At 70.9% G+C, this 25,823-nt stretch carries 28 protein-coding genes and 1 pseudogene; 12 read left to right on the top strand and 17 right to left on the bottom strand.

What is annotated here, in order from left to right:
• Nucleotides 1–3: 3 nt before the first annotated feature.
• The gene (locus BEK98_RS38665; RefSeq protein WP_094221505.1) at nucleotides 4–525 is read right to left on the bottom strand and encodes an RDD family protein; all 522 of its coding nucleotides are present in this window, start codon (nucleotides 523–525) and stop codon (nucleotides 4–6) included.
• Between the two features lie 5 nt (nucleotides 526–530).
• Nucleotides 531–1,487 (bottom strand): hypothetical protein, encoded by a 957-nt coding sequence (locus BEK98_RS38660; protein WP_094221443.1) that lies wholly within the window; start codon nucleotides 1,485–1,487, stop codon nucleotides 531–533.
• Between the two features lie 122 nt (nucleotides 1,488–1,609).
• Here BEK98_RS38660 and BEK98_RS38655 point away from each other — a divergent pair, with 122 nt between their 5' ends.
• Nucleotides 1,610–1,966, top strand: a complete 357-nt coding sequence (locus BEK98_RS38655; RefSeq protein ID WP_094221442.1) for a carboxymuconolactone decarboxylase — start codon at nucleotides 1,610–1,612, stop codon at nucleotides 1,964–1,966.
• 115 nt (nucleotides 1,967–2,081) lie between these two features.
• On the opposite strand, the gene BEK98_RS38650 is transcribed toward BEK98_RS38655, so the two are convergent.
• A complete protein-coding gene (locus BEK98_RS38650; RefSeq protein ID WP_094221441.1) occupies nucleotides 2,082–3,386 on the bottom strand; it encodes a cytochrome P450 family protein in 1,305 nt (434 codons plus the stop codon).
• A 292-nt stretch (nucleotides 3,387–3,678) separates the two neighbouring features.
• Here BEK98_RS38650 and BEK98_RS38645 point away from each other — a divergent pair, with 292 nt between their 5' ends.
• Nucleotides 3,679–5,307, top strand: coding sequence for an FAD-dependent oxidoreductase (locus BEK98_RS38645; protein ID WP_094221440.1), 1,629 nt, complete (start codon nucleotides 3,679–3,681; stop codon nucleotides 5,305–5,307).
• Between the two features lie 48 nt (nucleotides 5,308–5,355).
• Nucleotides 5,356–6,369, top strand: coding sequence for an amidohydrolase family protein (locus tag BEK98_RS38640; RefSeq protein WP_094221439.1), 1,014 nt, complete (start codon nucleotides 5,356–5,358; stop codon nucleotides 6,367–6,369).
• Between the two features lie 137 nt (nucleotides 6,370–6,506).
• Here the strand turns inward: BEK98_RS38640 and BEK98_RS38635 are convergent, their stop codons facing one another.
• Nucleotides 6,507–7,598 carry a right-handed parallel beta-helix repeat-containing protein gene (locus BEK98_RS38635; protein ID WP_094221438.1) on the bottom strand — a complete coding sequence of 364 codons (1,092 nt, stop codon included), beginning with the start codon at nucleotides 7,596–7,598 and terminating at the stop codon, nucleotides 6,507–6,509.
• Between the two features lie 181 nt (nucleotides 7,599–7,779).
• Here BEK98_RS38635 and BEK98_RS38630 point away from each other — a divergent pair, with 181 nt between their 5' ends.
• Nucleotides 7,780–8,037, top strand: coding sequence for a hypothetical protein (locus tag BEK98_RS38630; RefSeq protein WP_094221437.1), 258 nt, complete (start codon nucleotides 7,780–7,782; stop codon nucleotides 8,035–8,037).
• A 10-nt stretch (nucleotides 8,038–8,047) separates the two neighbouring features.
• Here the strand turns inward: BEK98_RS38630 and BEK98_RS38625 are convergent, their stop codons facing one another.
• Nucleotides 8,048–9,562 carry an MFS transporter gene (locus tag BEK98_RS38625; RefSeq protein ID WP_094221436.1) on the bottom strand — a complete coding sequence of 505 codons (1,515 nt, stop codon included), beginning with the start codon at nucleotides 9,560–9,562 and terminating at the stop codon, nucleotides 8,048–8,050.
• A gap of 54 nt (nucleotides 9,563–9,616) precedes the next feature.
• Nucleotides 9,617–9,874 (bottom strand): annotated as a pseudogene (locus BEK98_RS38620) (SpoIIE family protein phosphatase); the annotation flags it as partial.
• A 257-nt stretch (nucleotides 9,875–10,131) separates the two neighbouring features.
• Here BEK98_RS38620 and BEK98_RS38615 point away from each other — a divergent pair.
• Nucleotides 10,132–10,851: a lysophospholipid acyltransferase family protein gene (locus BEK98_RS38615; RefSeq protein ID WP_094221434.1), complete on the top strand. Its 720-nt coding sequence runs from the start codon at nucleotides 10,132–10,134 to the stop codon at nucleotides 10,849–10,851.
• Nucleotides 10,852–10,919: 68 nt separating this feature from the next.
• Nucleotides 10,920–11,936 (top strand): NAD-dependent epimerase/dehydratase family protein, encoded by a 1,017-nt coding sequence (locus BEK98_RS38610; protein ID WP_094221433.1) that lies wholly within the window; start codon nucleotides 10,920–10,922, stop codon nucleotides 11,934–11,936.
• Between the two features lie 51 nt (nucleotides 11,937–11,987).
• On the opposite strand, the gene BEK98_RS38605 is transcribed toward BEK98_RS38610, so the two are convergent.
• From BEK98_RS38605 to BEK98_RS38570, 8 genes are all read right to left on the bottom strand, one after another.
• On the bottom strand, nucleotides 11,988–13,583 hold the full coding sequence (locus tag BEK98_RS38605) for an alpha/beta hydrolase (RefSeq protein WP_208643358.1): 1,596 nt from the start codon (nucleotides 13,581–13,583) through the stop codon (nucleotides 11,988–11,990).
• Nucleotides 13,584–13,729: 146 nt separating this feature from the next.
• Nucleotides 13,730–14,488, bottom strand: a complete 759-nt coding sequence (locus tag BEK98_RS38600) for an urease accessory protein UreD (protein ID WP_094221503.1) — start codon at nucleotides 14,486–14,488, stop codon at nucleotides 13,730–13,732.
• On the bottom strand, nucleotides 14,485–15,162 hold the full coding sequence (gene ureG / locus BEK98_RS38595) for an urease accessory protein UreG (protein WP_094221502.1): 678 nt from the start codon (nucleotides 15,160–15,162) through the stop codon (nucleotides 14,485–14,487). The genes BEK98_RS38600 and ureG overlap by 4 nt, the downstream gene beginning before the upstream one ends.
• Before the next feature lie 81 nt (nucleotides 15,163–15,243).
• A complete protein-coding gene (locus BEK98_RS38590) occupies nucleotides 15,244–15,918 on the bottom strand; it encodes an urease accessory protein UreF (RefSeq protein ID WP_094221432.1) in 675 nt (224 codons plus the stop codon).
• Nucleotides 15,918–17,639, bottom strand: coding sequence for an urease subunit alpha (locus tag BEK98_RS38585; RefSeq protein WP_094221431.1), 1,722 nt, complete (start codon nucleotides 17,637–17,639; stop codon nucleotides 15,918–15,920). Before BEK98_RS38585 ends, BEK98_RS38590 begins: the two co-directional genes overlap by 1 nt.
• The gene (locus BEK98_RS38580) at nucleotides 17,632–17,943 is read right to left on the bottom strand and encodes an urease subunit beta (RefSeq protein ID WP_094221430.1); all 312 of its coding nucleotides are present in this window, start codon (nucleotides 17,941–17,943) and stop codon (nucleotides 17,632–17,634) included. The genes BEK98_RS38585 and BEK98_RS38580 overlap by 8 nt, the downstream gene beginning before the upstream one ends.
• Before the next feature lie 10 nt (nucleotides 17,944–17,953).
• A complete protein-coding gene (locus BEK98_RS38575) occupies nucleotides 17,954–18,256 on the bottom strand; it encodes an urease subunit gamma (protein WP_093479411.1) in 303 nt (100 codons plus the stop codon).
• A 221-nt stretch (nucleotides 18,257–18,477) separates the two neighbouring features.
• On the bottom strand, nucleotides 18,478–18,765 hold the full coding sequence (locus tag BEK98_RS38570) for a type II toxin-antitoxin system Phd/YefM family antitoxin (RefSeq protein WP_094221429.1): 288 nt from the start codon (nucleotides 18,763–18,765) through the stop codon (nucleotides 18,478–18,480).
• Nucleotides 18,766–18,850: 85 nt separating this feature from the next.
• Here BEK98_RS38570 and BEK98_RS38565 point away from each other — a divergent pair, with 85 nt between their 5' ends.
• The 3 genes from BEK98_RS38565 (at nucleotide 18,851) to BEK98_RS38555 (ending at nucleotide 20,846) form a co-directional block, all read left to right on the top strand.
• Entirely contained in the window at nucleotides 18,851–19,486 is a 636-nt protein-coding gene (locus tag BEK98_RS38565; RefSeq protein ID WP_094221428.1) for an ATP-dependent Clp protease proteolytic subunit, read from the top strand.
• An 8-nt stretch (nucleotides 19,487–19,494) separates the two neighbouring features.
• Nucleotides 19,495–19,803, top strand: coding sequence for a hypothetical protein (locus tag BEK98_RS38560; protein WP_094221427.1), 309 nt, complete (start codon nucleotides 19,495–19,497; stop codon nucleotides 19,801–19,803).
• Nucleotides 19,804–20,372: 569 nt separating this feature from the next.
• On the top strand, nucleotides 20,373–20,846 hold the full coding sequence (locus BEK98_RS38555; RefSeq protein ID WP_094221426.1) for a C40 family peptidase: 474 nt from the start codon (nucleotides 20,373–20,375) through the stop codon (nucleotides 20,844–20,846).
• Nucleotides 20,847–20,853: 7 nt separating this feature from the next.
• Here BEK98_RS38555 and BEK98_RS38550 read toward each other — a convergent pair whose 3' ends face one another.
• A complete protein-coding gene (locus BEK98_RS38550; protein WP_094221425.1) occupies nucleotides 20,854–21,471 on the bottom strand; it encodes a LysE family translocator in 618 nt (205 codons plus the stop codon).
• A gap of 83 nt (nucleotides 21,472–21,554) precedes the next feature.
• Between BEK98_RS38550 and BEK98_RS38545 the strand changes: the two genes are divergently transcribed.
• Complete coding sequence (locus BEK98_RS38545) at nucleotides 21,555–22,493, top strand: LysR family transcriptional regulator (RefSeq protein ID WP_094221424.1); 939 nt, start codon at nucleotides 21,555–21,557, stop codon at nucleotides 22,491–22,493.
• Between the two features lie 186 nt (nucleotides 22,494–22,679).
• Here the strand turns inward: BEK98_RS38545 and BEK98_RS38540 are convergent, their stop codons facing one another.
• The gene (locus BEK98_RS38540; RefSeq protein ID WP_094221423.1) at nucleotides 22,680–23,132 is read right to left on the bottom strand and encodes an ATP-binding protein; all 453 of its coding nucleotides are present in this window, start codon (nucleotides 23,130–23,132) and stop codon (nucleotides 22,680–22,682) included.
• A 212-nt stretch (nucleotides 23,133–23,344) separates the two neighbouring features.
• On the opposite strand from BEK98_RS38540, the gene BEK98_RS38535 reads away from it, so the two are divergent.
• Together BEK98_RS38535 and BEK98_RS38530 are read left to right on the top strand one after the other, a co-directional pair.
• On the top strand, nucleotides 23,345–24,205 hold the full coding sequence (locus BEK98_RS38535; RefSeq protein ID WP_094221422.1) for a helix-turn-helix domain-containing protein: 861 nt from the start codon (nucleotides 23,345–23,347) through the stop codon (nucleotides 24,203–24,205).
• Between the two features lie 9 nt (nucleotides 24,206–24,214).
• Nucleotides 24,215–24,439 carry a DUF397 domain-containing protein gene (locus BEK98_RS38530; RefSeq protein ID WP_094221421.1) on the top strand — a complete coding sequence of 75 codons (225 nt, stop codon included), beginning with the start codon at nucleotides 24,215–24,217 and terminating at the stop codon, nucleotides 24,437–24,439.
• A 90-nt stretch (nucleotides 24,440–24,529) separates the two neighbouring features.
• Here the strand turns inward: BEK98_RS38530 and BEK98_RS38525 are convergent, their stop codons facing one another.
• Nucleotides 24,530–25,657, bottom strand: a complete 1,128-nt coding sequence (locus BEK98_RS38525; RefSeq protein ID WP_094221420.1) for an 8-amino-7-oxononanoate synthase — start codon at nucleotides 25,655–25,657, stop codon at nucleotides 24,530–24,532.
• Nucleotides 25,658–25,823: the final 166 nt, after the last annotated feature.

The following is a 25,823-nucleotide window of genomic DNA, read 5'->3' as shown; positions in this document are numbered from 1 at the left end:
CGCCTACGGCCGCTCGCCCGCGCCATGACCCGGTGGACCGGGCGAGCCGGCCGGACCGAGGTGGGGCCGCGACCGGCCGTACCAGTCGTGCACCACGGCACTGCCCACCAGGAGGTCCTGGACGGAGGCCCGGCGCCTGCTGGCCGGGATCCACAGCAGTCCCAGCGGAAAGAGGAGGTACAGGACGGCCCGCAGCACGGCGGGCACGAGGGTGAGGCGGGCGCCGGACCGGCCGGTCACCCGCAGGCCCATCATCTGGTCACCGGCGGTGCGCCCGACCGTGCACCAGCTGCCCACGAGATAGGCGACCGCGACCGCGGTGCCGAATCCCGTGGCCCCCCACAGGCCGAGCTGCGGCGCCGAGAACGGGGGCCCCACCAGCAGATACCGCAGCGCCGCGTAACCGAACTGAACGACCGCGACCGCGCCGAGCACGACGAGGACGTCCACGACGGCGGCCACCATTCGCGTGACGAGCCCGGCCGGCAGTCCTTGGACGACCGCCGGACCGGGCGCACGGGCCATCGCGGTCACGGCGCCTCAGGCCCCTCGCGTCGCGCCCCCGACGGCGGCTCACCGGCCGACGGCCCCGGAGGGGATCCGGCACGATGCAGCAGCCGTTCGGTGAACCGGTCCACGAACCGGTCGGCGCGGGCGTTCTGCTCACGGAACGCGTCCAGCGTCTCCGCCGTCATGCTGCCCCCGGTGTCCCGGACGATCCGCCCGACGTCCAGCTCCTCCAGCACCTGTTCGGTGTACGTCACCAGGTCCACCCGGGCCAGCACCGCGTCCAGGTCGATGCGCCGTGCGACACGGTCCACGTCCAGCCGCTCCGCCACCGCATCCACGTCGATCCGGTCGACGACGGCGTCGAGGTCGATCCGGGACAGCAGCGTGTCGACGTCGACACGGGCCAGTACGGCGTCCAGGTCGACGCGGGCGAGGACCCCGTCGAGGTCGATCCGGGACAGCAGGGCGTCGAGGTCGATGCGCCGGGCCACGCGGTCCACGTCGAGGCGGTCGGCCACGGCGTCGAGGTCGAGCTCGTCCACGACGGCCGCCGTCATCGCCCGGACGAGCGCCCGCGCCAGGTCCTCCGCCTGATTGCGCGACCGCACCCGTTCCGCCGCTCCCCGCGCGCTCCAGTACGCGATACGGCCGTCCACCGCACCCAGCACGGCCGACGGCACGAGCAGCCGGGTCGCGGCGCGGGCCCAGCGCCCGGCCCGGTCGGCCGTGCCCACGACCCTGGACACCGACCGCCGCTCCACCTCCAGCGCGAATCCGAGCAGGGCGTCGCCCAGGGGCGCCGGTGTACCCACCGGGCGCGGAGTCCCGGGACGCGCCGCGGACACGGCCTGCGACGCCAGGTCGGCCAGGCCCAGGACCAGCCGCGTCACCCCCTGGGGTACGGGCCGCACGAGACCGTCGGCGCCGCCCCCGCCCGTCGGCGCGGAGGAGGGCGAGTCGCCCGCGGACCTGCTCATGCCGCCATCGGACCATCCCGGGCCGCGGCCCGCCCTCACCCGCATCGGGTGAGGAAGGGGCGACAGGCAGCCGCCTACGGTGAGGAGAGCCCAGACGGCAGACTCCGGAAGGCGGAACCGCCATGTCCACCCGATCAGACGCTCCCGTACTCGACACGCTGGCCGCCATGACGATCGACTCGATCGAACGCTGCGGCATGGACGAGCACACCCTCATCCTGACCCGCATCGCCGCGCTCGTGGCCATGGACGCACCGGCGATCTCCTACCTCGCCCACGTCGACCCGGCGGTCAAGGCCGAACTGACCGTGGAGCAACTGCAGGACGTCCTCGTGGCGATCGCCCCCGTCGTCGGCACCGCGCGCGTCATGTCGGCCGGGACCCACATCGCCCAGGCCTTCGGCGTGGCCATCGCGCTGGCCGAGGCCGACGCCCAGTCCATCGCCGAGGCCGAGACCCGAAGCCGGGACAGCTCCTGAGGCAGGCGACAACCGCTCGTCCCCGAGCATGTGAGGTGACGTCAGGTACGACTCAACCGACCAGGCCATCTGGAAGGCGAATGCTCAACCGGATGCCGGTACCGACGCCCGGGGCTCACGCGATGTCGGGCATCCCGGATGCCCAGTCGTCCAGAACCCTGGAGGGGTCCAGCGCGACGGGCAGCTCGGTCAGGCCGCGGAACGCGGGGAAGGGCACGGTCAGCCACTTGGCCTCGTCGGCCGGCATGGTCAGGGAGAGCTTCGGGAAGCGGCGGAAGAGCGAGTCCAGGGCGATCTGCATCTCCATCCTGGCCAGCGGTGCGCCGAGGCAGTAGTGCGGGCCCGTACCGAATCCCAGGTGATTGCTCTGCACGCCCGGCCGGGCGATGTCGAAGGCGTCGGGGCTCTCGAACGCGGCGGCGTCCCGGTTGGCCGAGGTGACCGCGATCTGCACCAGCGAGCCCTTGGGGATGAGCGTCCCCGCGATGGTGACGTCCTCGAGCGCGTGACGGAAGGTCGCGTTCTCGACCGAGCCCTCGAAGCGGATGATCTCCTCGATGGCGTTCGGGAGGAGTTCGGGCGAGTCGATCACCTGCTTGAGCTGCTCGGGGTGCGTGAGCAGGGTGAAGACGGCGTTGCCGATGAGGTAGGCGGTCGTCTTGTGGCCGGCGAACAGCAGCACCCACAGCGTGGACAGCAACTCGCCGTCCGTCAGCGACTCCTGCTCGTCGCTCGTCTGGATGAGGACGCTCAGCAGGTCGTCCTCGGGAGCCTTCCGCTTACGGGCGATCAGGACCTCGAAGTACTCCCGGAGCGCGGTCTCGGCCTCGGCCAGCCGGTCCTTGTCCTTCTTGCTGAAACCGGTCCGCGCGACGACGCTGCACCGCTGCTGGACCTCCTCCCTCTCCTCCTCGGGGACGCCGATCAGCTCGCAGATCACCTGGAGGGGCAGCGGGAAGGCGAAGGCCGACAGGAGATCGACGGACTGCAGGGTGGAGCACTGGTCGAGCAGCGCGTCGGTGATCTCCTGGATCCGCGGGCGCAGGGCCTCGATACGGCGGGGGACGAACGCACGGCTGACGATCCGGCGCAGCCGCGTGTGCTTCGGCGGGTCGGCGAACAGCATGTTGTCGTCCAGGGCGATGGAGGAGTCGCCGAAGATGGAACGGTAGGCGTCGATGGCCGCGTACATGTCCTTGCTGATCCGCGGGTCGGCCAGGGCCGCCTTCGCGTCCTCGAACCGCGTGATGAGGTACGAGTCCACACCGTGCGGCGGGGTGATACGGCACACGGGCGCGTTCTCACGCAGATGCTGATAGAGAGGGTGCGGGTTGGACCGGTATTCGGGGCAGCCGCGGGATGCCGCATCCACTGCCCGGGCTGTCTCGTCCGCGGTCTCCTGCTCTTGCGTCTGAGTCATCGACGGCCCTTCTTCTCTTCCCGCAGTGGCACGAGTCGGCTGAACGCTGGAACGCAGGAATGCATTGACGCCACTCGTAACGGGAAAACGCGATTCACCCTGACGCTTCCCGACTTCTTCGGCACGGTGCGGTCGCGGAAACGACGAGTGCGCCGTCCGAGGGAAGGCTCGATTGCCGACCCGGCGGCCGTATGACAGGTTCGAACCCAGGGCCGCCATGAGTTCGAATTGCTGCCCGAACTACCGCTGGGTCACTGGAGGAGGACGGGCCGTGGACAGGCGCGACGAAGAAATGGTGCCGGTATTGATCGTGGGCGGTTCGCTTGTCGGACTGTCCGCGTCGGTGTTTCTGGGAAGACTGGGCGTCAGCCATATGGTCGCGGAACGCCGGGCCGCCACTTCCGAACACCCCCGGGGCCGGGGGAACAACATGCGGACCATGGAGTTGTTCCGCACCGCCGGTGTGGAACCGGACATCAGAAAGGCCGCGGCCAACCTGTCCGGCAATCACGGCATCATGCAGACGGACAGACTGTCGGGCGGTCAGAGCAGATGGCTCTCGGCCCGGCTCACCGGCGGGAAGCCCCCCGAGAAGGACGTGTGCTCCACCCTGCGGTGCGCGTGCAGCCAGAACGACCTGGAGCCGGTCCTGCTGGACCACGCCCGTCGGCTGGGCGGGGACATGCGCTTCGGTACGGAGCTGGTCTCCTTCACCGAGGACCGGGACGGCGTGACGTGCGAACTGCGCGAACGGGAGAGCGGCCGGACGTACACGATGCGCACGGCCTACCTCCTGGCGGCCGACGGGCCGCGCAGCCCGGTGCGCGAGCGCCTGGGCATCGGACAGAGCGGAGGGGGCGACCTGTTCCACAACGTCAGCGTCACCTTCCGCAGCAAGCTCCTCCGCGAAGTGGTGGGCGATCAGCGGTTCCTCGTCTGCTACCTGAACGGAACCGAGGGCGACGGGGTTCTGCTGCCCGTCGACAACGAGGAGAAGTGGGTCTTCCACATCCCGTGGTTCCCCGAGCGCGGCCAGACGCTCGACCACTTCACCGACACGCGCATCGCGGACCACGTCAGGGCCGCCGCCGGCGTACGGGACCTGGACGTCGAGGTCACCGGGCGTGCCCCGTGGCACGCGGCGGACCGGGTCGCCGACCGCTACCGGCAGGGACGCGTCTTCCTCATCGGTGACTCGGCCCACGAGATGCCCCCCACCGGCGCGTTCGGATCCAACACCGGCATCCAGGACGCCCACAACCTGGCCTGGAAGATCACCGCGGTGCTGCACGGCTGGGCGGGAGAGGGCCTGCTGGACACCTACGAGGACGAACGGCGCCCGGTCGCCCTGGCCACGATCGCCCGGGCCATCGAGCAAGCGGCACGCGAGGAGCACCCCGGCTACGCCGCCGCGCAGGGCCCGGGCCAGAGCACGGACCTGATGACCGTGTCCCTCGGCTACCGCTACCTCTCCACGGCCGTGTCCGGCGCGGACACCGGAGCGCCGACCATCCCGGACACACTCCGCCTGCAGGCGGACCCCGGTACCCGGGCCCCGCACATGACCGTCGTGCACAACGGGGACACCAAGTCGACCGTCGATCTGTACGAGCGGTGCTTCGTCCTGCTCTCCGGTCTTCCGGACGGGCCGTGGCCGTCGGCCGTCCAGGCCGCGGCGGCCAAGCTCGGCGTCCCCCTGGTGTCCTACCGCATCGGCGCCGGCCCGGACTTCGACCTCGACACCACGGCCGCCGACGGCACCGATGGCGGTGGCGCGGACTGGGCCGCCGTCCACGGCGTCACCCCTCAGGGCGCGGTGCTCGTCCGCCCCGACGGAATCGTCGCCTGGCGCTCCGCGGACCTCCCCGCGAACCCCGCGCACGAGTTGACGCACGTCCTCGAAGGCCTCCTCAGCCGCTGATCCGCTCTCAGACGCCCCCGGACCCTTCCACCGTAGGGAGCCCCATCCATGCCGACCGACCTGCAAGCTCCGGGCGACATAGGCCACCGCACCGCACCGAGCGGCGACGACGCCCGACACGAACGAATAGACGTCCACCACCACTACACCGCCCCCGAATGGGTGCGGTGGGCCGAGAAGAACGGGATCGCGGACCGTGACAGCCTGCCGCCGTGGACCCGGTGGGACGAAACGGCCGCCCTGGATCTGATGGATCGGACCGGCACGCGGACCAGCGTCCTGACCGTCGCCATGCTGGGACGCTTCAAGGAGGCGGCGGCACGCAAGGAGAGCACGCGTGTCGCCCTCGACGCCGCCGGCGCCCTGGCCACCCGGCACTCCGGCCGCTTCGCCTTCTTCACGCCCGTCTTCCTCGACGACCCCGAACTCTCCCGCTGGTCCGTCTCCCACGGAATGGACCAGCTCGGGGCCGTAGGCGTCAGCGCGCGCACCAGCACGGGCGACACGTTCCTGGGCGACCCCGCACTCGACCCGATCATGGCGGAACTGGACGAACGCGCCGCCGTGATCAGCACGCACCCCATGCAGGTGAACACCTCCGGCGCCCCCCGGGGCGTACCGCCGTTCGTGTGCGACTTCCTCATGGACACCACGCGCGCCGCCCTGAGCCTGATCATGAACGGCACTCTGGACCGCTTCCCGCGGCTCACTTTCATCCTCCCGCACGGCGGCGGGTACCTCCCCTACATCGCGAGCCGGATCGAGGTCTTCGGCCGCCAGCTCGTCCCCGCCGTCGACCCCGGCCGCGTCCGCGACTACCTGCACCGCTTCTACTACGACACGGCAGCGCCCATGTCCCCGTCGGCCACCCCCACTCTGCTGGCCGCCGCGGGTTCCTCCCGGATCCTCTACGGAAGCGACTGGCCCCCCACCCCCACGCGCGTGGTCACCGAGATGACCACCCCCGCTCTGGACGGGGATCCCGCGCTCGGCGACCGGGAACGCGGCCACATCAACCGCGGGAACGCCCTGCGTCTGCTGCCCGCGCTCGCTCCTGCCTGAGCGCGCCCGGGACCGTCACGCGGGCCACCCTCACCAACCGGTGTGACAGCAGTGTCCCTTCGCACCGCTCGCGGGGGAGCGACGCGAAGGGACACTGCCCTGCTCACGGAGCCGAACGGCCCACGGGCCGGCTCAGCTCAGCACAGTCCGGCCGGGATCGAGACCCGGCAGAAGTTGCCGCGGAAGAGGTTGCCGCTCTTCGAGGCGTTCTGATTGACCAGGTCGGCCGGGGCGTTGCCGCTGAGCCAGTTCTCGTCGACGCGGTTCTTGGCGTTGACCGCGCCGACCATGCTCTTGAACAGCACGACACCGCCCGACAGGGGCGACCGGCCGCTGTTGCCCTCGACCACGTTGTGCGTCAGCAGAACGCTCTCCGCACCGGACAGTACGATCCCGGAGCCCTGCACGAACGGCAGCCGGGCCGTCTTGGCGCAGTACTTGTTGTTGCGCAGCACGTGGTTCTCGCTGACGGTGAGCGCGCCGGCCTGGGGCTTGTTCTCGTCTCCGATCACGATCATCCCGGTGCAGTTCCCGGTCAGGTAGTTCCGCTGGACCGTGAGGTTGCGCAGACGCAGGACCGTGAGGCCGTTCCGGTTGCCCTCCAGGGTGTTCCCCTCCACGACCAGGCCCCGGCTGTCCGTGGCCCCCTTCTCCGACATCGTCGTGTTGGCGAGGTACAGGCCGGCGTCACCGTTGTCGCGGGCGACGTTGTTCCTGAACACACCGCGCGTGGAGTGCTCCTGCGAGATGCCCCACTTGCCGTTCTTCTCGGCCCGCACCCGCTGCACGGTCAGGCGGTCGGTGGCCAGGGACCATACACCGACGCTGGAGAAGCCCGTCACCTTCAGGTCGGAGACGGTCACGTCCGCGACGGGCTTGTTCCTGAGCCCGACCACACAGATGCCCTTGCCGCCCTCCACGCAGCCGACCGCTGCCTTGGGGCTGGGGACGGCCTTCTTCGCGGGAGGCACGATCACCGTGCGCGGACCGACGCCGCGGAGGGTCAGTCCGGAGGTTTTGACCGTGACGCTCTCGTGGTAGGTGCCGGCCTGCACCAGGACCGTGTCACCGGCGCGGGCGGCATCCACGGCCTTCTGGATCGACTCACCCGGGTGCACCGTCAAGGTCCGCGCGGCCGGGAAGGAGACCGCCGAGACCGGGAAAGCACCTGGGCCCACACCGAGAAGTACGGCGACGAACGCGGCGTACCGAACATGATTGCTTTTCATGTCCGGAACGTAGGACCGAATCTGCGGATGCCCGCGCGACACTCGGCCGCATGCCTCCCAACGGGCGTAAAGGTTCACATCACCGGCCGCGTACGGACGACGTCGGAGTAGCAGCGGTGGCAACTCCATCGGGCCCTACCTAGGCTCGCTAGCGGAAACGAGCCCGCGGGAAGGAAAGAGAATGCCGCAAGTCGACGAAGAAGAGATCCGCGTTGGTGCGATCGATACAGTGACTCAGCCTCGAACACGCACGGGTGTTCTGCGTTCCGCGGTCAAACAGACCAACCTGCTCCCGGTTTTCCTGGTCCTCACGGCCATGATGATGGCACTGTGGCTCATGGGAATGCCCTTCCTGCAGGCCTTGACCATTTCGACCGCGGTGAAGATCTCGATGGTTCTTTTCGCGGCGCGTCGGCTGCCTTCCGACTCGAAGAGCTGACGCACGGCGATCATCTCTGTGCTGATGGCTGAGGACCACCCGGCCCACCGGCCCCGCTCTCCCCCACGCCCCGCCGCGGCGTCGCCGTGAGGTCGTCGCTGCCCGGATGCGCCCGGCGCTCCCGCAGATCGGCCACGGCCAGGACGAGGGCGACGAGGATGATGGCCATGGCGGTGAGCAGCCCGAGCTGAAGGGCCTTCGTGGCACGGCCGTGGTTGGAGAGGTGCGCGAAGTACACAGCGCCGACCACGGCGATACCCATGGCCGAGCCGATGCGCTGGCCGGTCTGCATCACCCCGCCGGCCGCACCGGCCCGTCGTACCGGCACGAGCATGAGGGTGAGGGTCGTGTTGGGTGAGACCGTGAGACCGGACCCGATCCCGCCGATGACCAGCGGCAGCGCCATGGCCCAGCCCACGCCCTCGCCGGGTACCAGCTGAACGGCCAACACGACGCCGAGCAGCCCGAGAACCACCGCACTCAGGCCGATGACGACCAGGCCGCGGCCGTAACGCATCACCAGACGTCCCCCGAAGGCCGCGCCGACCGCCGAGGCGACCGCGAACGGCAGGATCGTCACACCAGCGGCAAGGGCGCTGTAGGCCACGGAGTTCTGCAGGAACAGGGACAGGACGAAGAAGATGGTGGTGAGCCCGCCGAAGAACGTGAGGCTGATCAGGGTGCCGAGCGTGAAGGAGCGCAGGGAGAAGAGCCCGAGGTCGACCAGCGGCGCCTCGCCCTGGCTGCCCCGGATCCTTTCCCACAGCCAGAAAACCCCCAGCAACAGTGCGCCCACCGGGAGCAGCACCCACTTCGCCCGCCCCTGCCACTGCTGTTCCTGGACCAGGGGAAGCAGCAACGCCAGCACGCCCGTGCCGAGGAGCAGTACGCCCAACGGATCGAACTTCTCCCGTCTGTCGCTCGGCACCGGGAGGCGGGGCAGCAGCCGGTGCCCCGCGATGAGGGCGGCCACCCCGATGGGCACATTGACGAAGAACACCCAGCGCCAGCCGTCGTCCGTGCCGAACGCCTGGATCAGCAGTCCGCCCGCGAGCGGGCCCACCGCGGTGGACACGGCGACGACGCTGCCGTGGAAACCGAACGCCCGAGCCCGCTCGGCGCCCTGGAACATCTGCTGGATCAACCCCGAGGTCTGCGGTGCGACCACACCGGCGGCCGCACCCTGGACCAGCCGGAACACCACCAACCAGGTGGGGCCGGCAGCCAGCCCGCACCCCACCGACGCGGCCGTGAACAGGCCGAGGCCGAACAACAGCGCCTGGCGGCGCCCACGCAGGTCACCCAGTCGCCCCGCCGGCGCCAGCGCGAGGCCGAAGGCGAGGGCGTACCCGGACACCACCCAGGACTGGGTGGCTTCGGAGGCACCGAGCCCGCGCTCCATGGAAGGCAGAGCCACGTTCACGATCGAGACGTCGAGCAGCGAGATGAAGCCCGCGGTCAGACAGACCCCGAGCGCTTTCCACCGCCGGTCGTCGAGTGCGGGCCGGGCCGTTTCTGTGGTCATGTGATCACGCTATGCAGGCGTGACCGGTCGCACCAGCGGAGAACGGGGCGGCGCTCACCTGGAACCCACAGCTCCAGAAGCAGGTCCAGTGGTGTGCCAGGCTGCCACGCTGTCCTCGGGGAAGGCGTGCATGCGCACCAGCAGCAGTGCGGCATCGTCGTCGGTGGATCCCTGGGCACTCCGGGAGACGACCTCGTCGCACGCTTTCTGCAGAGACCTGGTCGAGGCGTCCAGCGCGCCGCACAGGTCCGCCACTCCCTCGTCCACGTCCCGGCTGCGCGCCTTGACCACTCCGTCGGTGAAGCACCGAGTACTTCGCCCCGGTCCTCGCCGGACTCCGCCACGGCACGGTCGCGTTGAACGCCTGGACCGGCGCCGGGGACGTGCAGAGCGGCATCGGCGTCGTGCACAACGCCCTCCACCAACGAGAGGAGCGGGGCGGCCGTGCTTCCCTCAACGATCTCCCAGTAACGATCCAACCTGACTGATCATCAGTAAACTCGGCAATGGGTCAGCATGAGCCCGCCTGATCGTGGCTGCAGATGACCACGGGTGCAGAGGAGTGAGCCGTGTTCTACTACCTGCTCAAGTACGTGCTGCTGGGCCCCCTGCTCAGACTGGTCTTCCGCCCCCGGATCGAGGGGCTGGAGAACGTGCCGGCGTCGGGGCCGGCGATCGTCGCGGGGAACCATCTGTCCTTCTCCGACCACTTCCTGATGCCGGCGATCCTGAAGCGGCGCATCACCTTCCTCGCCAAGGCGGAGTACTTCACCGGGCCCGGCCTCAAGGGCCGCCTCACCGCCTTCTTCTTCCGCAGCGCCGGTCAGATCCCGGTGGACCGCTCCGGCAAGGACGCGGGACAGGCCGCGATCCGCGAGGGGCTCGGGGTGCTGAGCAAGGGCGAGCTGCTGGGCATCTACCCGGAGGGCACCCGCTCGCACGACGGCCGGCTGTACAAGGGCAAGGTCGGGGTCGCGGTCATGGCGCTCAGGGCGGGGGTGCCAGTCGTGCCCTGTGCGATGATCGGCACCTTCGAGGCGCAGCCGCCCGGCAAGGTCATTCCGAACATCCACCCGGTCGTCATCCGCTTCGGCAAGCCGCTCGACTTCTCCCGCTACGCCGGCATGGAGCACGAGAAGGCCATCCTGCGGGCCATCACCGACGAGATCATGTACGCGATCCTCTCGCTGTCCGAGCAGGAGTACGTCGACCGGTACGCGGCCGTCGTCAAGGCGGAGCAGGCGGCCGAGAAGAAGGAGCGCAAGTTCCCGCGGGCGCCGCTCAGCTGATCTGCCGTCGGCAGAACGGCTCCGTGCCGGGCGTGCCGCGTGCCTAGGCTCGCCCCATGAAACGGGCTGTGGTGATCGGGGCGAGCGGACAGATCGGCCGTCCGGCGGTGGCGGCACTGGCACGGGACGGCTGGGAGGTGACGGCCGCCTCGCGGGGCGGTGGCCGGGACGAGTCGTGGGGCGAGGGGGTGCGGGCGGTCCGGCTGGACCGTTCCGACGACGGGGCGCTCGCGGCCGTGGTGGGCGACGGCTGCGATCTGGTGGTCGACCTGGTCGCGTACGGCGCCGGGCACGCACGTCAGCTGACGGCCCTCGCCGACCGGATCGGCTCGGCGGTCGTGATCTCCAGCGTGTCGGTGTACGAGGACGACAAGGGGCGTGGCTTCGACACCCAGGGCGAGCCCGACGGCTTCCCGGCCTACCCGGTGCCGGTCGCGGAGACGCAGCCGACGGTGGCGCCGGGCGAGGCGACCTACAGCACCCGCAAGGCGGCCCTGGAGCGTGAACTGCTCGCGAAGGGCGAGGAGTTGCCGACGACCGTGCTGCGGGCCGGTGCGGTGCACGGGCCGTACAGTCCGCTCCCCCGCGAGCTGTACTTCGTGAAGCGGCATCTGGACGGGCGGGGCGGGCGGGTGCTCGCGTACGGCGGGGAGAGCCGTTTCCATCCGGCGAGCGCCCGGAACATCGCCGAACTGGTCCGGCTGGCGGCGGGCCGGCCGGGGTCCCGGGTACTCAACGCCTGTGATCCGCAGGCGCCGACGGTGGCCGGGATCGGGGCGGCGGTCGACGCGGTCATGGGTGTGGAGCCGGAGACCACGCTCGTGGACGGCCCGCCGCCCGGCGGAGCGGTCGGCCAAACTCCCTGGTCGGTGCCACTGCCGATGGTCTGCGACATGTCCGCCGCCGAGCAGGAACTGGGCTACCGGCCGGTGGTGTCGTACCAGGACAGCCTGCCGGAGACGGTCGAGTGGCTGCGTCGTCGCCTCGCCGAGGGCGACTGGCGGGAGTGCTTCCCGCTGCTGGCGCGGGTGTATCCCGACCTCTTCGACTACGCGGCCGAGGACGCCTGGCTGGCGGGGGCATGACGAAGGGGCGGCCGGAGTGTCCGGCCGCCCCTCGTCGCCGTACCGGAGGGGTTACGGCTTGGGCGTCGCGTGCGGCGCGCAGGTCACGTCGGCGGTGTCCAGCTTGCCGTTGATCAGGTAGTTGTCGACCCGCTCGTTGATGCAGGGGTTGACCAGGCTGGTGACGCCGTGGGAGCCCGCGTCCTTCTCGGTGATCAGGCGGGAGCCCTTGAAGCGCTGGTGCAGCTCGACGGCGCCCGGGTACGGGGTCGCCGCGTCACGCGTGGACTGCACGATCAGCACCTGCGGCAGGCCTCGGTGGGTCTTGACGTCCACCGGGGTCAGCTGCTTCGTCGGCCAGGTGGCGCAGGGCAGGTTCATCCAGGCGTTGGCCCAGGTCATGAACGGGTAGTCCTTGTTGAGCCGGGTGTTGTCCCGGTCCCACTTGCGCCAACTGGTGGGCCACTTGGCGTCGGCGCACTCGACGGCGGTGTAGACGGCGTTGCCGTTCTCGGCGCTGATGTTGCCCGCCGTGTCCGACAGGTCGGGGGCGGCCGCGTCGACGAGCGCCTGGGTGTCACCGGCGACGTACTTGCTGAAGGCCGTCGCCACCGGCACCCACGAGGAGTCGTAGTACGGGGCGCTCTGGAAGAAGGAGATCAGCTCGGCCGGGCCGACGACCCCGCCGAGGGGGTTCTTCTTCGCCGTGGCGCGCAGTTCGAGCCACTTCGCCTGGACGTCGGCGCGGGTGGTGCCGAGGTGGAAGGCGGCGTCGTTCGCGGCGACCCAGTCCTCCCAGTCCTTCCAGCGGCCCTCGAAGGCGATGTCCTGCTCCAGGTTGGCCTGGTACCAGATGTTCTCGCGGGAGGGGTTGACCACGCTGTCCACGATCATGCGGCGCAGGTGACCCGGGAAGAGGGTGCCGTAGACGGCGCCGAGGTAGGTGCCGTAGGAGACGCCGAGGTAGTTGAGCTTCTTCTCGCCCAGCGCGGCACGGATGACGTCCAGGTCGCGGGCGGTGTTCGGCGTGGTCATGTGGGGCAGCATGGCGCCGCTGCGCTCGGCGCAGCCCTCGGCGTACTCGCGGGCCAGCTTGCGCTGCGCGGTCTTGTCGGCCTCGGTGTCCGGGACCGGGTCGACCTTGGGTGCCTTGACGAACTCCTGCGGGTCGACGCAGGAGATGGGCGCGGAGTGGCCGACGCCGCGCGGGTCGAAGCCCACGAAGTCGTAGGCCTTCGCCACGTTCGCCCAGATGGCGTTCTTGGTGACGACCCGGCGCGGGAAGCGCAGCCCGGAGCCGCCGGGACCGCCCGGGTTGTAGACGAGGGCGCCCTGGCGCTCCTCGGCGGTCCCCGTGTTGCCGATGCGGTCGACGGCGAGCTTGATCTGCTTGCCGTACGGCTTGGCGTAGTCGAGCGGTACGGAGACCCAGCCGCACTTGATGGGCTTCTCCAGGCCCCAGTCGGCGGGGCAGTCCTGCCAGTCGATGCCGGCCTTGGCGGCGCGGGCGGCGGCGATCGCGGCGCCCCTGGCCTCGCGATCCTGTCCGTGGCGGCTGTCGGCGCTGGCCGCGGGTGCCGACACCGCGCCGGCTATCAGGGTCGCGGTGACGAGTGCTCCGGCCGAGCCGAGCGCCAGCAGGCGGCTCTTCGGTCTGTTGTCCCTCAAGTGGGCCCCTCCCCCAACACAGTTCTACAAGTGGTCAGGCGGGGATCCTCTCGGCTGTGAGCCGTCTGAGAACAGGGGTCGCAGACGTTTCTTTACCAATCCGATAAACGGACGATCACGTCCCGCTGAGCGGGGCATGCGCCATTTCAGGCCAACCGGGTCAGCGCGTCGTCCAGCAGCCGCCGCAGCGCGAGCGCGTCGGGGGCCACGGCGCTGACGAGTACGGCGGGTCCCGCGAGCGGAACCAGCGCGGCGCACTCCCCCAGCATCCGCGCCGCCACCGGCTGCTCGGCGAACTCGGGCCGTACGACGACCAGTTGGCCCACCGACCGGTGTCCGGCGAGCACGGCGGGCCCGTCCCAGCCGCCCGGCGCCCCGGGCCCGCAGGACAGCTGCTGGTCCAGCACGGTCCGGCCCGCGACCCGCACCGTGAGCCGGCTGGTGAGCCGCCCGGGTTCCTCCCCGACCCGCCCGAGCACCTGCTCCTCGCGCAGCACGAGCCGTGCCCCGGCGGCGAGTTCGGCCCGGGTGGTGACGTACAGGTCGCTGCCGCCGGCCGAGATCAGCTGCTCGGGCAGCCAGCGCAGCTCGCCGCCGTCGGCCACGTCGAGCCGTACGTCGTAGTGCGCCTCGCCCTTCGCCTGCCCCGGGAGCGCGATGGTGGCGGCGGCCGACCCGACGTGCAACCGGGCGCCCTCCTCCACCCGCGTGTCCAGCGAGAAGCGGTCGCCGCCGAGCGGGCCGCTCATCGCGCCGACGACCATCACCCGCGCCTCGTCGCCGCCGGCCCGGGTGCGGCGCAGCGCCAGCGGACCCTCGCCGTCCAGCACGGGCAGCGCCGTGCCGCCGCGTCCGTCGGCACGGGCGACGATCCGCGCCTGCGCCCGGACGCCGGTCGCCGTCATGCCGCCCACGCGGTGAGCCGCCCCCGCACCCACGCCGCCACGTCCGTGACTCCGGGCTCCGCGCGCAACGACTGGAAGACGACCGGGAGTTCGGCCCGCTGCGCCTTGGCGTCGGCGGCCATCCGGGCGAGGTCGGAGCCGACGTACGGCGCGAGGTCGGTCTTGTTGACGACGAGCAGGTCGGCGGTGGTGACGCCGGGTCCGCCCTTGCGCGGGATGTCGTCGCCGCCGGCGACGTCGATCACGAAGATCTGCGCGTCCACGAGCCCCTTGGAGAAGGTGGCGGTGAGATTGTCCCCGCCGGACTCCACGAGGATCAGGTCCAGCGGCCCGACCTCGTCCTCCAGGTCCTCCACGGCCTCGAGGTTGGCGGAGATGTCGTCGCGGATCGCGGTGTGCGGGCACGCGCCGGTCTCCACGGCCGTGATCCGCTCGGGCGGCAGCACGGCCTCGCGGAGCAGGAACTCGGCGTCTTCGCGCGTGTAGATGTCGTTCGTGACGACGGCGAGGGACAGCTCGTCGCGCAGGGCCCGGCACAGGGCGGCGACGGTCGCGGTCTTACCGGACCCGACGGGCCCGCCGAGCCCGATGCGCAGCGCACGGCGGGTTCCGTCGGGTCGATGAGCGTCCGCGCTGACGGCGGCGGGGCCGTGGTGGGTGTGGTCGAGGTGCATGTACGGCTCCAATGGTTGAGAGGCTGAGTCTGGGGACGGCCACTCGTTGCCCAACCGAGTCGGGCGGGTGGGTGGGAAGATCTATGACGCGAACAGGCGCACGGGCCAGGCGGCATGCCACTCCGCGCCGATCTCCAGCACGGGCCCCGAAGCCGCAGGCAGCGCATCGACACCCTCGTCGAGCACCCTTCGCGCCGCCTCCACCGCCGCATCCGCGACGCGATCCAGCTCCGGAGCCAACCGGGCCAGAACCCCCGTCGCGTCGAACGGGTCGAGGCTCAGCAACCGCACGGTGGCAGTCGCCGGCCCGCTCACGCTCTCGTACGCGGCGCAGTACGCGGCATCCGCGGGGCCGAGACCGGCCGCCCTCGCCGCCACCCCGAGCACGACCGGCTGATGGGCACCCTTGGGGAACTCCCCTGCCAGCGCGTCGAGTTCGGCCGACGGCCAGCTCGCCCGGGCGGCCCGCATCAGCTGCCGGCCGAGCCTGCGCGCGGCGCCCCGCAGCGCGGGCGAGGGCGTACGGGCGTCCGCGGCCGCGTCCAGCTCCCGGGGCTCGACGCCGAGGGCGGCGGCGGCCGCCAGCGCGCCCGCGACCAGCCCGGCGGTGTGCAGCCGGCCCCGGCAGAAGTCCTCCAGGCTCGCGGCGGAGGTGATCCGGCCCGCCTTGACAGCGGCCTCCGCCCCGCCGGAGTGCGCATGCCCTCCGGCGGGGAAGCGGCCGTCGGCCAGGACGAGCAGTGCTGCCCTGGACATCAGAAGAGGAAGTAGCGCTGGGCCATGGGCAGTTCGGCGGCCGGTGCCGCCTCGACCAGCTCGCCGTCGATGTGCACGGCGAAGCTGTCGGGGTCGACCCGCACCTGGGGACGCGCGTCGTTCTCCCGCATGTCCGCCTTGGTCACCCCGCGCGTCGAGTCGATGGCGACGAAGCGCTTGCCCAGCTGAAGGCGCTCCGGCAGCCCGTCCTCGATGGCCAGCGGTGCCACGAAGTTGAACGAGTTGGCGGCCGGTGCCCGGCCGATCGCCCCGTACATCGGCCGCGGCAGGATCGGCTGCGGCGTCGGGATGGAGGCGTTGGCGTCACCCATCTGCGCGTACGCGATCTGGCCGCCCTTGATGACGAGGTGCGGCTTGACCCCGAAGAACGCGGGCTCCCACAGCACCAGGTCGGCGAGCTTGCCGGTCTCGACGGAACCGACCTCGCGGGCCAGGCCCTGGGCGAGCGCCGGGTTGATCGTGTACTTGGCGACGTACCGCCGTACCCGCCGGTTGTCCGCCTGCCCGTCGCCGGGCAGCGCGCCCCGCCGCCGCTTCATCACGTGCGCGGTCTGCCAGGTGCGCAGGATGACCTCGCCGACCCGGCCCATGGCCTGGGAGTCGGAGGAGATGATCGAGATCGCGCCGAGGTCGTGGAGGACGTCCTCCGCGCCGATGGTGGACGGCCGGATCCGGGACTCGGCGAACGCCAGGTCCTCGGGGACGGCCGGGTTGAGGTGGTGGCACACCATCAGCATGTCGAGGTGTTCCTCGGCGGTGTTGACGGTGTACGGCCGCGTCGGGTTGGTCGAACTGGGCAGCACGTGCGGCTCGGAGACCACGGTCATGATGTCCGGCGCGTGCCCGCCGCCGGCGCCCTCGGTGTGGTACGCGTGGATGCCCCGGCCGGCGATCGCGGCGAGGGTGTCGCCGACGAAACCGGCCTCGTTGAGGGTGTCGGTGTGGATGGCGACCTGGATGCCGGTGCGCTCGGCGACGGTCAGGGACGCGTCGATGACGGCCGGGGTGGACCCCCAGTCCTCGTGCAGCTTGAGGCCCAGGGCGCCGCCGCGGATCTGGGAGAGCATCGCCTCGTGCGAGACGGTGTTGCCCTTGCCGAGGAAGCCGATGTTGAGCGGGTACTGCTCCATCGCCTCCAGCATCCGGGCCAGGTGCCAGGGACCGGGCGTCACGGTGGTCGCCTTGGAGCCCTCGGCCGGTCCGGTGCCGCCGCCGACCAGGGTGGTGACGCCGGAGGCGAGCGCCTCGTCGGCGATCTGCGGGCAGATGAAGTGGACGTGCGCGTCGATGGCGCCGGCGGTCAGGATGCGCCCGTTGCCCGCGATGACCTCGGTCTCCGGACCGATGACCAGATCCGGATGGACCCCGTCCATCGTGTCGGGGTTGCCCGCCTTGCCGATGCCGGTGATCCGGCCGTCGCGGATGCCGACGTCGGCCTTGACGATCCCCCAGTGGTCGACGATGACGACACCGGTGATGACCGTGTCGGGGGTGCCGTCCGCGCGCGTGGCACGCGACTGGCCCATGGACTCGCGGATGACCTTGCCACCGCCGAAGACCGCCTCGTCACCGGCGAGCCCGGGGCCGCCGGAGCGGTCCTCCTCGATCTCGATCAGCAGGTCGGTGTCGGCGAGCCGGATGCGGTCGCCGGTGGTGGGGCCGAACAGGTCGGCGTAGGCGGCGCGGGAGATCTCAGGCATCGAGGGCACCTCCGGTCTCGCCGCGCAGTCCGGGCACGATCCGGGCGCCGGCGAGGGGGACGAGTTCGACGGCGACGGGGATGCCGGGCTCGAAGCGTACGGCGGTGCCGGCGGCGATGTTCAGCCGCTTGCCGTGCGCGACGGTCCGGTCGAACTCCAGGCCGGGGTTGGCCTCGGCGAAGTGGTAGTGGGAGCCGACCTGGACGGGCCGGTCGGCGGCGTTGAGGACGGTCAGCGTGGTGACCTCGCGGCCCTCGTTGTAGACGACCGGGCCGTCCGCGAAAAGAACCTCTCCGGGAATCATCGCGGCCCCCTCAGATGATCGGTTCGTGGACGGTGACGAGCTTGGTGCCGTCCGGGAAGGTGGCCTCGACCTGTACGTCGTGGATCATCTCCGGGACCCCGTCCATGACGTCGTCCCTGGTGAGGAGCTTGCGACCGGAGGACATCAGCTCGGCGACAGTACGGCCGTCACGCGCTCCCTCGAGGATGTGCGACGTGATGAGGGCGACCGCTTCGGGGTGGTTGAGCCTGAGGCCACGGGCCCTGCGCTTCTCGGCCACATCGGCTGCCACATGGATCAGCAGCCTCTCTTGCTCGTGCGGGGTCAGTTGCACGTCCCACCTCACAGTCCTTGCTCCGGACCGTGCGGGGTCCGGTTGCCGCAGCCACCACAACGGGATAGATGTAACACACAGACAAATTTGCCCGAACGTGATCAACGTGGGCAGAAAAACCCCTGGTGGCGTGGATCGGCAGGCTAGTTCGCCGGAGTTTCAACGACGTTAACCGGACCTTGATCAACACATGACCGCGCGATAGGCGCGCGCATACCCGGCTACGAGACGCCGGGCCCCCGATGCTCGGCCGCGATCCCGAAGCGCTGCCGCTCCTGGGCCGCGGGCGTGACCTCGCGGACGCGGGACACCGAGGTGACCACCTGCTCCTCGGCCGGCTCGTCGAGGGAGTCGAGGGCGTCGAGCCGCTCCAGATCCGCGGCCGAGACCAGCGCGACCAGCGGCTTGCCGTGCCGGGTCACGACGACGCGCTCACCGCCGTACACCACCCGGTTGATCAGGTCGGCGAGCTCAGCCCTGGCTTGTGTCACCGGAATCTCGTAGGCCATGTCCCCATCATAACGTCACGTACGTCCTGTACATTTTTTACAGAAGCGGGGCCGCCGGTGTCCCGTCGCGAGGAGGGGTATGCCCATGAGCCGACCGACCGCCCGTCACGTCCTGCCCGAGTTCACCGAGCGCACCGGCACGGGCCACCGCACGCTGGATCCCTACTCGAAGCTGTTCGAGAGCCGGGTCGTCTTCCTCGGGACACCGCTCGACGACACGGCGGCGACGGACCTGGTCACGCAGTTCATGCAGCTCGAACACGCGGCGCCGGACCGGGACATCACGCTGTACCTCAACTGCCCGGGCGGCTCGTTCACCGCCATGACCGCGGTCTACGACACGATGCAGTACGTCAGTTGCGACGTGGAGACCTACTGCCTGGGCCAGGCCGCCGCGGCCGCCGCGGTGCTGCTCGCGGCCGGGACACCGGGGAAGCGGTTCACGCTGCCGGGCGCGCGCGTGGTGCTGGAACAGCCCGCGCTGCCCGAGCCGGCCCAGGGTCAGCCGAGCGACCTCGTCATCCAGGCGGAGGAGCTGGCCCGGATGCGCACCCTGATGGAGGGGATGCTCGTACGGCACACCGGGCGCACCGCGGAGCAGGTCCAGCAGGACCTGGAGCGGGACCTGGTGCTGGACGCGCCGGGCGCACTGGCGTACGGCCTGGTGGACGGCATCGTCCCGAGCCGCAGGGACACCCCCGGCGCACGGGACGCGGGGTGAGCCGCCCGATGCTGCCACCGGAGCTTCCGCCGCTGCCCGCGCTGACGCGTGCCGAGGGCGAGTTGATCGACCGTTACCTGGAGGCGGTCGACCTGCTGGGCCGGATCAACCCGGCGCAGTCCGGGGACACCTACCGCGGGCTGCGCGCGGCGCAGGCCCTGGTGCGCAAGGCGTCCGAGCTGCGCGACGCGCTGACCCTCATGCACCAGCGCGGCGAGACGGAGCTGCATGGGGACACGCTGGCACGGGCCTTGAGGGTGCTCGACGGCGAGCGCCGTACCGCTCGCGTCGTGCTCCCGCCGGACTGCGTGGGCTGATCCGGACGCTCGTCCGGCCCGACGGGACCCGCGTGTCGACGGACCCGTCGGGGCCGGACTCCAAACGGCCCGAACGACGTACCCCCGGCCGGCGTATCTTCAGAGATTTTTCGGGGTCTTTCCGCTTGCGCAGTACGCCGGTTCAAGGTCAGCGGGAAAGCGCTTCGTCCCAGGTCCGGGGCTACGTGCGGGATCTGACGGTGACTCGAACACAGCACTGTCCACCCGAACGGGCGAGTGGTGAGTAACGCCACAAACCCCCGGTTCCATTGGGATTTTCCGACTTCTGTGAAGGAAGATCCCTGTCTGACGACAAGCCCCCGCCACCGCGGCGGGGCGATCCGGGCGGACGCCGAGTCCTGCCGCCGCCCCGGATGACCGGTCGACGGAGTGGATCGGCAGGAGTGGAGGACCCAGGCAAGACGGGTCGCCGGAACGGACGTTCGTCGCACTGACGGACGGTCGGGCCGAGCAGCCCTTGGGGTGAAGCCGTGGCAACGCGGCCGGGCAACTTCGCCAGCCCGAATCCGACAGGTCATCCTTCACAGGCGGCTGACGAAGGGTTGCGCATGACTGCGCTCAATCGTGTCCCGTCGCTCATGGCCAGGGCCGGTACGGCCTCGGCCCTCACCCTCGCCGCCGTGGGCGGCTCGATCGTGGTCCCGGGCCTCGCCACCGATGCCTCGGCCGCCGGCACGGCGACGAAAGCACTGCAGATCGCGGCCTCCAAGAAGGGCTCCCCGTACCAGTACGGGGCGACCGGACCGCGCCGGTTCGACTGCTCGGGGCTGACGCAGTACTCGTTCAAGAAGGCGGGCAAGAAGCTGCCCCGTACGGCCGCCCAGCAGTACAACAAGACGCACCACATCTCGGCCAAGAGTCGCAAGGCCGGAGACCTGGTGTTCTTCCACTCGGGTTCGAGCGTCTACCACGTCGGCATCTACGCCGGGAAGGGCAAGATCTGGCACGCCCCGAAGACGGGGTCCGTGGTCCGGCTGGAGAAGATCTGGAGCAAGAGCGTCTGGTACGGCCGGGTCAGCTGACCCGGGGTCAGGCCAGGAGCGGCTCCAGCAGCAGGGCCGCTCCCAGGGCCGTGAGCGCCGTCCCGGTGCCCGCCTGCAGCATGCGGGCGGCCCGGGGCCGGCGCAGCCACCTGCCGAGCCGGTCCACCAGCAGGGCCACCACCTGGAACCACGCCAGCGCCAGTGTGCAGACGATCAGCGCGAGCAGCAGCGTCCTGGGCAGGGCGGAGCCGCCGGACGGCACGAACTGGGGCAGCAGGCTGAGGAAGGTCAGCGAGGCCTTCGGGTTGAGGACGTTGGTGACGAAGCCCTGCCGCAGCGGGTGCGCGGCCGACGGCGCCTCCTCGGCGGGGGCGGCGGCCGGCCGGCGCAGCGACCACAGGGTCCGCACACCGAGCTGCAGCACATAGACGCCGCCCAGCAGCTGCAGCGCGCGGAAGAGCGCGGGTACGGCGACCAGCACGGCCGCGACTCCGGCCACCGCCAGCGTGGTGTGCACGAGGAGGCCGCCCGCGATGCCGAGCCCGCAGACCGCGCCGGCGCGGCGGGAGACCAGGGCGTTGCGTACGACCACCGTGAAGTCGGCGCCCGGCATGGCGACGAGTCCGGCGGCGATCCCGGTGAAGGCGATGAGCTGTCCGTCCATACGGCCAGAGTGCACGGGTGCGGCCTTCAGCAGGTATTTCGAATGAGAATGGCCAGCATTAAGCAATGCTTTAGGCTGGTCCCATGTACGACCCCACGCGGCTGGCCGCTCTGGTCGCCGTGGCGGAGGCGGGCTCCATCACACGGGCCGCCGACCGGCTCGGCTACACACCGCCCGCCCTCTCCCAGCAGCTGGCGAAGCTGGAGCGGGAGGCGGGCACGGCGCTGCTGGTACGGCATCACCGCGGGGCCCGGCTGACCGAGGCGGGCGAGGTGCTGGTGGCGCGGGCCCGGCGGGTGCTGGACGAGCTGGAACAGGCCCGGCACGAACTGGCCCGGCTGACCGGACTGTCGGGCGGGGTGCTGCGGCTCGGCACCTTCCCGACCGCGGGCGTCCATCTGCTGCCACCCGCGCTGAGCGCGTTCCGCCGGGCACACCCGGATGTCGAGCTGTCGGTCGCCGACTACGACCCGCCGGCCGGGGTCGCGGCGGTGGCGGCCGGTGAGGTGGATCTGGCACTGACCCACGCCTACCACCCGGGCGAGGCCGCTCCGGTGCCGGCCTCGGTCTCTCTGGAGCCGGTCCTGGTGGAGGAGCTGGTGCTGGTGACGGCTCCGGGGCACGCGCTGAGCAGTGCCTCGTCCCGGCTGCCGCTGGAGCAACTTGCGGGGCAGCCGCTGATCAGCATGGCCCCGCACCATCCGGCCCGCCGGGAGGTGGAGGCCCTGCTCGCCGAGGCGGGCGCCACTCCCGCGCTGCTGGTGCCGACCCCCGGGTACGCCGTGGTGTGCGCGCTGGTCAGCGCCGGGCTCGGGGTGGCCGTCGTACCGGAGATGGTGGCGCGGACCGCGGTCACTCCGGTCGGGGTGCGGCCGCTGGAGGCGGGACGGCTGCGCCGTACGATCTCGGTCGCCTTCCGCGCCGAGGAGGCCACTCCGGCGGCGGAGGCGTTCCGGGCCCTGCTGCACGGGGCGTTCGGCCGCGCCCGGCAGACGCCGGTACGTCAGCGACCGTCCGTGTGAACCGTCCCCCGACCGAGTGGGGTCGACGGCCGTCGGCTGCGCGGGGTCCTCGGTCAGGTGACCGAGCGTCTTTCCGTAGAGCGGATTGGTGCCGCCGAACAACACTGACGGCGGGCCGAAGGCGGTGGTCACGTCGGCCTGGTCGGGCTGCACGCCCCATGCTGGGCCCAGGGGCGCTTCTGCGTTTCAGGGCTCCTGGCCGGCCGTGACCGGCTCGGCCGGGATGGTCCAGGGGAGTTCGATGGAGACCGTCTTGCCGCCCTCGCGGGTGGGGCGCACGCGGAGTCTGCCGCCGCACTCGGCGGTGAGCCAGCGGATGATGACCATGCCGCGCCCGTTGTCCTGCTGGACGGCGGCGGGCAGTCTCTTCGGAAAGCGCGGATGACTGTCCGTGACGCCGATGCGCAGGTGTTCGTCACGGTCCAGCGCGATGTCGACCGTGAAGGTGGGTGACTGGCCGAAGGTGTGCTGTACGGCGTTGGTGGCCAGCTCGGAGACGATGAGCCGCACGGTGTCGGCCACTTCGGTGTCCGACGGCAGGCCCCATTCCGCGAGGGTGCCTACCACGTAGGAGCGGGCCGCGGAGACCGAGGCGGGATCGCTCGGCAGAGTGACGGATGCTTCCAGATGGTCTGCCATGGCGACGTCGTCCCTTTCCCACGGGACCGGAGTCCGACGAGGAGCGGATGGTTCGAGTACGGTCCCGGACTGGTGCTTGTTCGCCAGACTGCCATCACCGGGCCGGTCAGGGGAGCGATCCACCAAGATATGCATATATCTGTCGCTCAAAGCGGTGAACTCTACGACGCGAGACCGTATTTGGGCGGCCCGGTTGGAGTAAGGAGTAACCCATGCAGAACGGTCCCGCGGTACGGCGCCGCAAACTGGGCGCCGAACTGCGTGCACTGCGCACCGGGGCGGGGCTCACCAGCGGTGAGGCGGCCCGTCTCGTGGGCTGGCACCAGTCGAAGGTGAGCCGCATCGAGACCGGCGCCAGCGGGGTGAAACCGGCCGATGTGCGGTTACTCCTCGACGCCTACGGGGAACGTGACGGCCAACTGCGTGAGTTGCTGCTGATGTTGGCAGGGTCGGAAGAGGCGGGCGGCCGCAGTCGCTGGTGGCACGCCTACCGTGGCATCCTGCCGCCCACCTATCGCGATTTCATCAGCCTGGAGTCACAGGCGACCGGGATGCGCACCCTGGAGACCACGGTGGTTCCCGGTCTTCTGCAGACGCCCGAATACGCCCGCGCGGTCACCCGGGCGGCCCTGGACGGGGTGGACGAGGAGCGGCTGGACGCGCTGGTGGAGGTGCGGCTGGCCAGGCAGGACGTGCTGCGCGCCGATCCGCCGCTGGAGCTGAGCGCCGTACTGGACGAGGCGGTGCTGCGGCGCGAGATCGGCGGCCCTGAGGTGATGGCGCGGCAGCTGGCCCGGCTGGTCGAGTGCGCCCGCCTGCCCCAAGTGCGCCTCCAGGTGCTCCCGTTCGCCGCCGGTGCGCATGTCGGCCTCACCGGACCTTTCGTTATTTTCTCATTTCAGAGCACTTCTGATCTGGATGTGGTTGTTCTCGACCAGTTGACGAGTAGCCTCTACCTGGAACGGAAAGAAGACCTCAAGGCCTACCTGGAGGCCTTCAACACCCTTCAGATCCACGCCCTTTCACCCGAGGACTCGTTGGATTACATCGCCGGGATAGGCGACGGCGCGTAAGGAGGCACCATGCCAGCACTGCCTCGGAACGTCCCTGCCAGTACCGATCTGCACGACGTGCGCTGGCTGCGCAGCAGCTACAGCACGGGAGCCAACAACTGCGTGGAGACGGCCCGGCCGCACTCCGGCCCCTGGGCCGGGCTGCTCGCCGTGCGCGACTCCAAGAAGCCGGCCGGACCCGCGCTGCTCTTCTCCCCCGGGAGCTGGGCGGGCTTCGTGACCGCGCTCCGATGATCCCGTTCGGACCCGACCCGATCGACCCGACCGATCCCTACTGATCAGATCCGATCACTTTCGCGCGATGCCCGGCCGTGTCACGCCGACTCATGGTCGCGTCTCGCCGATCACACGTACAGCGCGTTCGATCTCGGCCCCGGAGAGGTCCGCGCGGGCGGTCAGCCTCAGCCGTGAGATGCCGTCGGGCACGGAAGGAGGACGGAAGCAGCCCACGGCCAGGCCTGCCGTTCGGCAGTCGGCCGCCCAGCGCACGGCCTGCTCCGGGGACGGAGCCCGCACCGAGACCACCGCGGCGTCCGGACGTACCGCTTCCAGACCCGCGGCGGTCAGGCGTGCGTGCAGTTCGGCGGCGACCTCGCGGGCCCGTTCCGCCCGCGCCGGTTCGCGCCGCAGCAGCCGCAGCGCCGCCAGCGCCGCGCCCGCGGCCGCGGGGGCCAGACCCGTGTCGAAGATGAACGTCCGGGCCGCGTTGACCAGGTGGGCGATCACCCGGGCCGGACCCAGCACCACCCCGCCCTGGCTGCCCAGCGACTTGGACAGCGTGGCCGTGACGACCACGTCCGCGGCGCCCGCGAGGCCGGCCGCGTGCGGGGCGCCCCGGCCGCCGTCGCCCAACACGCCGAGACCGTGGGCGTCGTCGACGACCAGCCCCGCGCCGTGCGCCCGGCACGCCTCGGCCAGCGCGGCCAGCGGCGCCGCGTCACCGTCGACGGAGAACACGGTGTCGGAGACGACGATCGCCTCTCCCCCGTGCGTGCCGAGCGCCTTGTCCACGGCCTCCGGGTCGGCGTGCCCGACCACCTGCGTGGTGCCCCGGGCGAGCCGGCAGCCGTCGATGAGCGAGGCGTGGTTGCCCGCGTCGGACACGATCAGCGAGCCGTGCGGGCCGAGCGCGGTGACCGCGGCGAGGTTCGCGGCATAACCGGACGAAAAGACCAGAGCCGCCTCGAAGCCGCAGAAGTCCGCCAGTTCGCGCTCCAGCTCCGTGTGCAGCTCGGTGGTGCCGGTGACCAGCCGGGAGCCGGTGGCGCCGCCGCCCCAGGTACGGGCGGCCCCGGCCGCACCCTCAATGACCTCGGGGTGGTGAGCGAGGCCCAGATAGTCGTTGCTCGCCAGGTCCAGCAGCGGCGAGTCGGCGGGGCGCGGGCGCAGGGTCCGTACGAGTCCGGCGCGGCGGCGCGCCTCGGCCTGCTCGTCGATCCAGCCGAACGCCATGGGTCCTCCGGGGCTTTTGTAGGTAGCGGACAGACCCTAGCGGCACGACCGGTCACCCAGGGTGTGGCAATACCCACACGGTGATCGGCCTTCGTTGTGCAAAGTCTCCTTGGCCCGGAGCGGTCCCGTAGGACAGGATCGGACCTCATGGACCTGCTGAACACGC

Source organism: Streptomyces diastatochromogenes (assembly GCF_002242805.1).
Classification (GTDB): domain Bacteria; phylum Actinomycetota; class Actinomycetes; order Streptomycetales; family Streptomycetaceae; genus Streptomyces; species Streptomyces diastatochromogenes.
The sequence above is the reverse complement of the archived record's forward strand: the minus strand, read 5'-3'. Positions and strand labels throughout refer to the sequence as shown.

Bases quoted from the DNA above. Each gene is read 5' to 3' on its own strand.
- BEK98_RS38665 (WP_094221505.1), bottom strand. From the start codon at position 525: ATGGCCCGTGCGCCCGGTCCGGCGGTCGTCCAAGGACTGCCGGCCGGG.
- BEK98_RS38660 (WP_094221443.1), bottom strand. From the start codon at position 1,487: ATGAGCAGGTCCGCGGGCGACTCGCCCTCCTCCGCGCCGACGGGCGGG.
- BEK98_RS38655 (WP_094221442.1), top strand. From the start codon at position 1,610: ATGTCCACCCGATCAGACGCTCCCGTACTCGACACGCTGGCCGCCATG.
- BEK98_RS38650 (WP_094221441.1), bottom strand. From the start codon at position 3,386: ATGACTCAGACGCAAGAGCAGGAGACCGCGGACGAGACAGCCCGGGCA.
- BEK98_RS38645 (WP_094221440.1), top strand. From the start codon at position 3,679: ATGGTGCCGGTATTGATCGTGGGCGGTTCGCTTGTCGGACTGTCCGCG.
- BEK98_RS38640 (WP_094221439.1), top strand. From the start codon at position 5,356: ATGCCGACCGACCTGCAAGCTCCGGGCGACATAGGCCACCGCACCGCA.
- BEK98_RS38635 (WP_094221438.1), bottom strand. From the start codon at position 7,598: ATGAAAAGCAATCATGTTCGGTACGCCGCGTTCGTCGCCGTACTTCTC.
- BEK98_RS38630 (WP_094221437.1), top strand. From the start codon at position 7,780: ATGCCGCAAGTCGACGAAGAAGAGATCCGCGTTGGTGCGATCGATACA.
- BEK98_RS38625 (WP_094221436.1), bottom strand. From the start codon at position 9,562: ATGACCACAGAAACGGCCCGGCCCGCACTCGACGACCGGCGGTGGAAA.
- BEK98_RS38600 (WP_094221503.1), bottom strand. From the start codon at position 14,488: ATGACGGCGACCGGCGTCCGGGCGCAGGCGCGGATCGTCGCCCGTGCC.
- ureG (WP_094221502.1), bottom strand. From the start codon at position 15,162: ATGCACCTCGACCACACCCACCACGGCCCCGCCGCCGTCAGCGCGGAC.
- BEK98_RS38590 (WP_094221432.1), bottom strand. From the start codon at position 15,918: ATGTCCAGGGCAGCACTGCTCGTCCTGGCCGACGGCCGCTTCCCCGCC.
- BEK98_RS38585 (WP_094221431.1), bottom strand. From the start codon at position 17,639: ATGCCTGAGATCTCCCGCGCCGCCTACGCCGACCTGTTCGGCCCCACC.
- BEK98_RS38580 (WP_094221430.1), bottom strand. From the start codon at position 17,943: ATGATTCCCGGAGAGGTTCTTTTCGCGGACGGCCCGGTCGTCTACAAC.
- BEK98_RS38570 (WP_094221429.1), bottom strand. From the start codon at position 18,765: ATGGCCTACGAGATTCCGGTGACACAAGCCAGGGCTGAGCTCGCCGAC.
- BEK98_RS38565 (WP_094221428.1), top strand. From the start codon at position 18,851: ATGAGCCGACCGACCGCCCGTCACGTCCTGCCCGAGTTCACCGAGCGC.
- BEK98_RS38560 (WP_094221427.1), top strand. From the start codon at position 19,495: ATGCTGCCACCGGAGCTTCCGCCGCTGCCCGCGCTGACGCGTGCCGAG.
- BEK98_RS38555 (WP_094221426.1), top strand. From the start codon at position 20,373: ATGACTGCGCTCAATCGTGTCCCGTCGCTCATGGCCAGGGCCGGTACG.
- BEK98_RS38550 (WP_094221425.1), bottom strand. From the start codon at position 21,471: ATGGACGGACAGCTCATCGCCTTCACCGGGATCGCCGCCGGACTCGTC.
- BEK98_RS38545 (WP_094221424.1), top strand. From the start codon at position 21,555: ATGTACGACCCCACGCGGCTGGCCGCTCTGGTCGCCGTGGCGGAGGCG.
- BEK98_RS38540 (WP_094221423.1), bottom strand. From the start codon at position 23,132: ATGGCAGACCATCTGGAAGCATCCGTCACTCTGCCGAGCGATCCCGCC.
- BEK98_RS38535 (WP_094221422.1), top strand. From the start codon at position 23,345: ATGCAGAACGGTCCCGCGGTACGGCGCCGCAAACTGGGCGCCGAACTG.
- BEK98_RS38530 (WP_094221421.1), top strand. From the start codon at position 24,215: ATGCCAGCACTGCCTCGGAACGTCCCTGCCAGTACCGATCTGCACGAC.
- BEK98_RS38525 (WP_094221420.1), bottom strand. From the start codon at position 25,657: ATGGCGTTCGGCTGGATCGACGAGCAGGCCGAGGCGCGCCGCCGCGCC.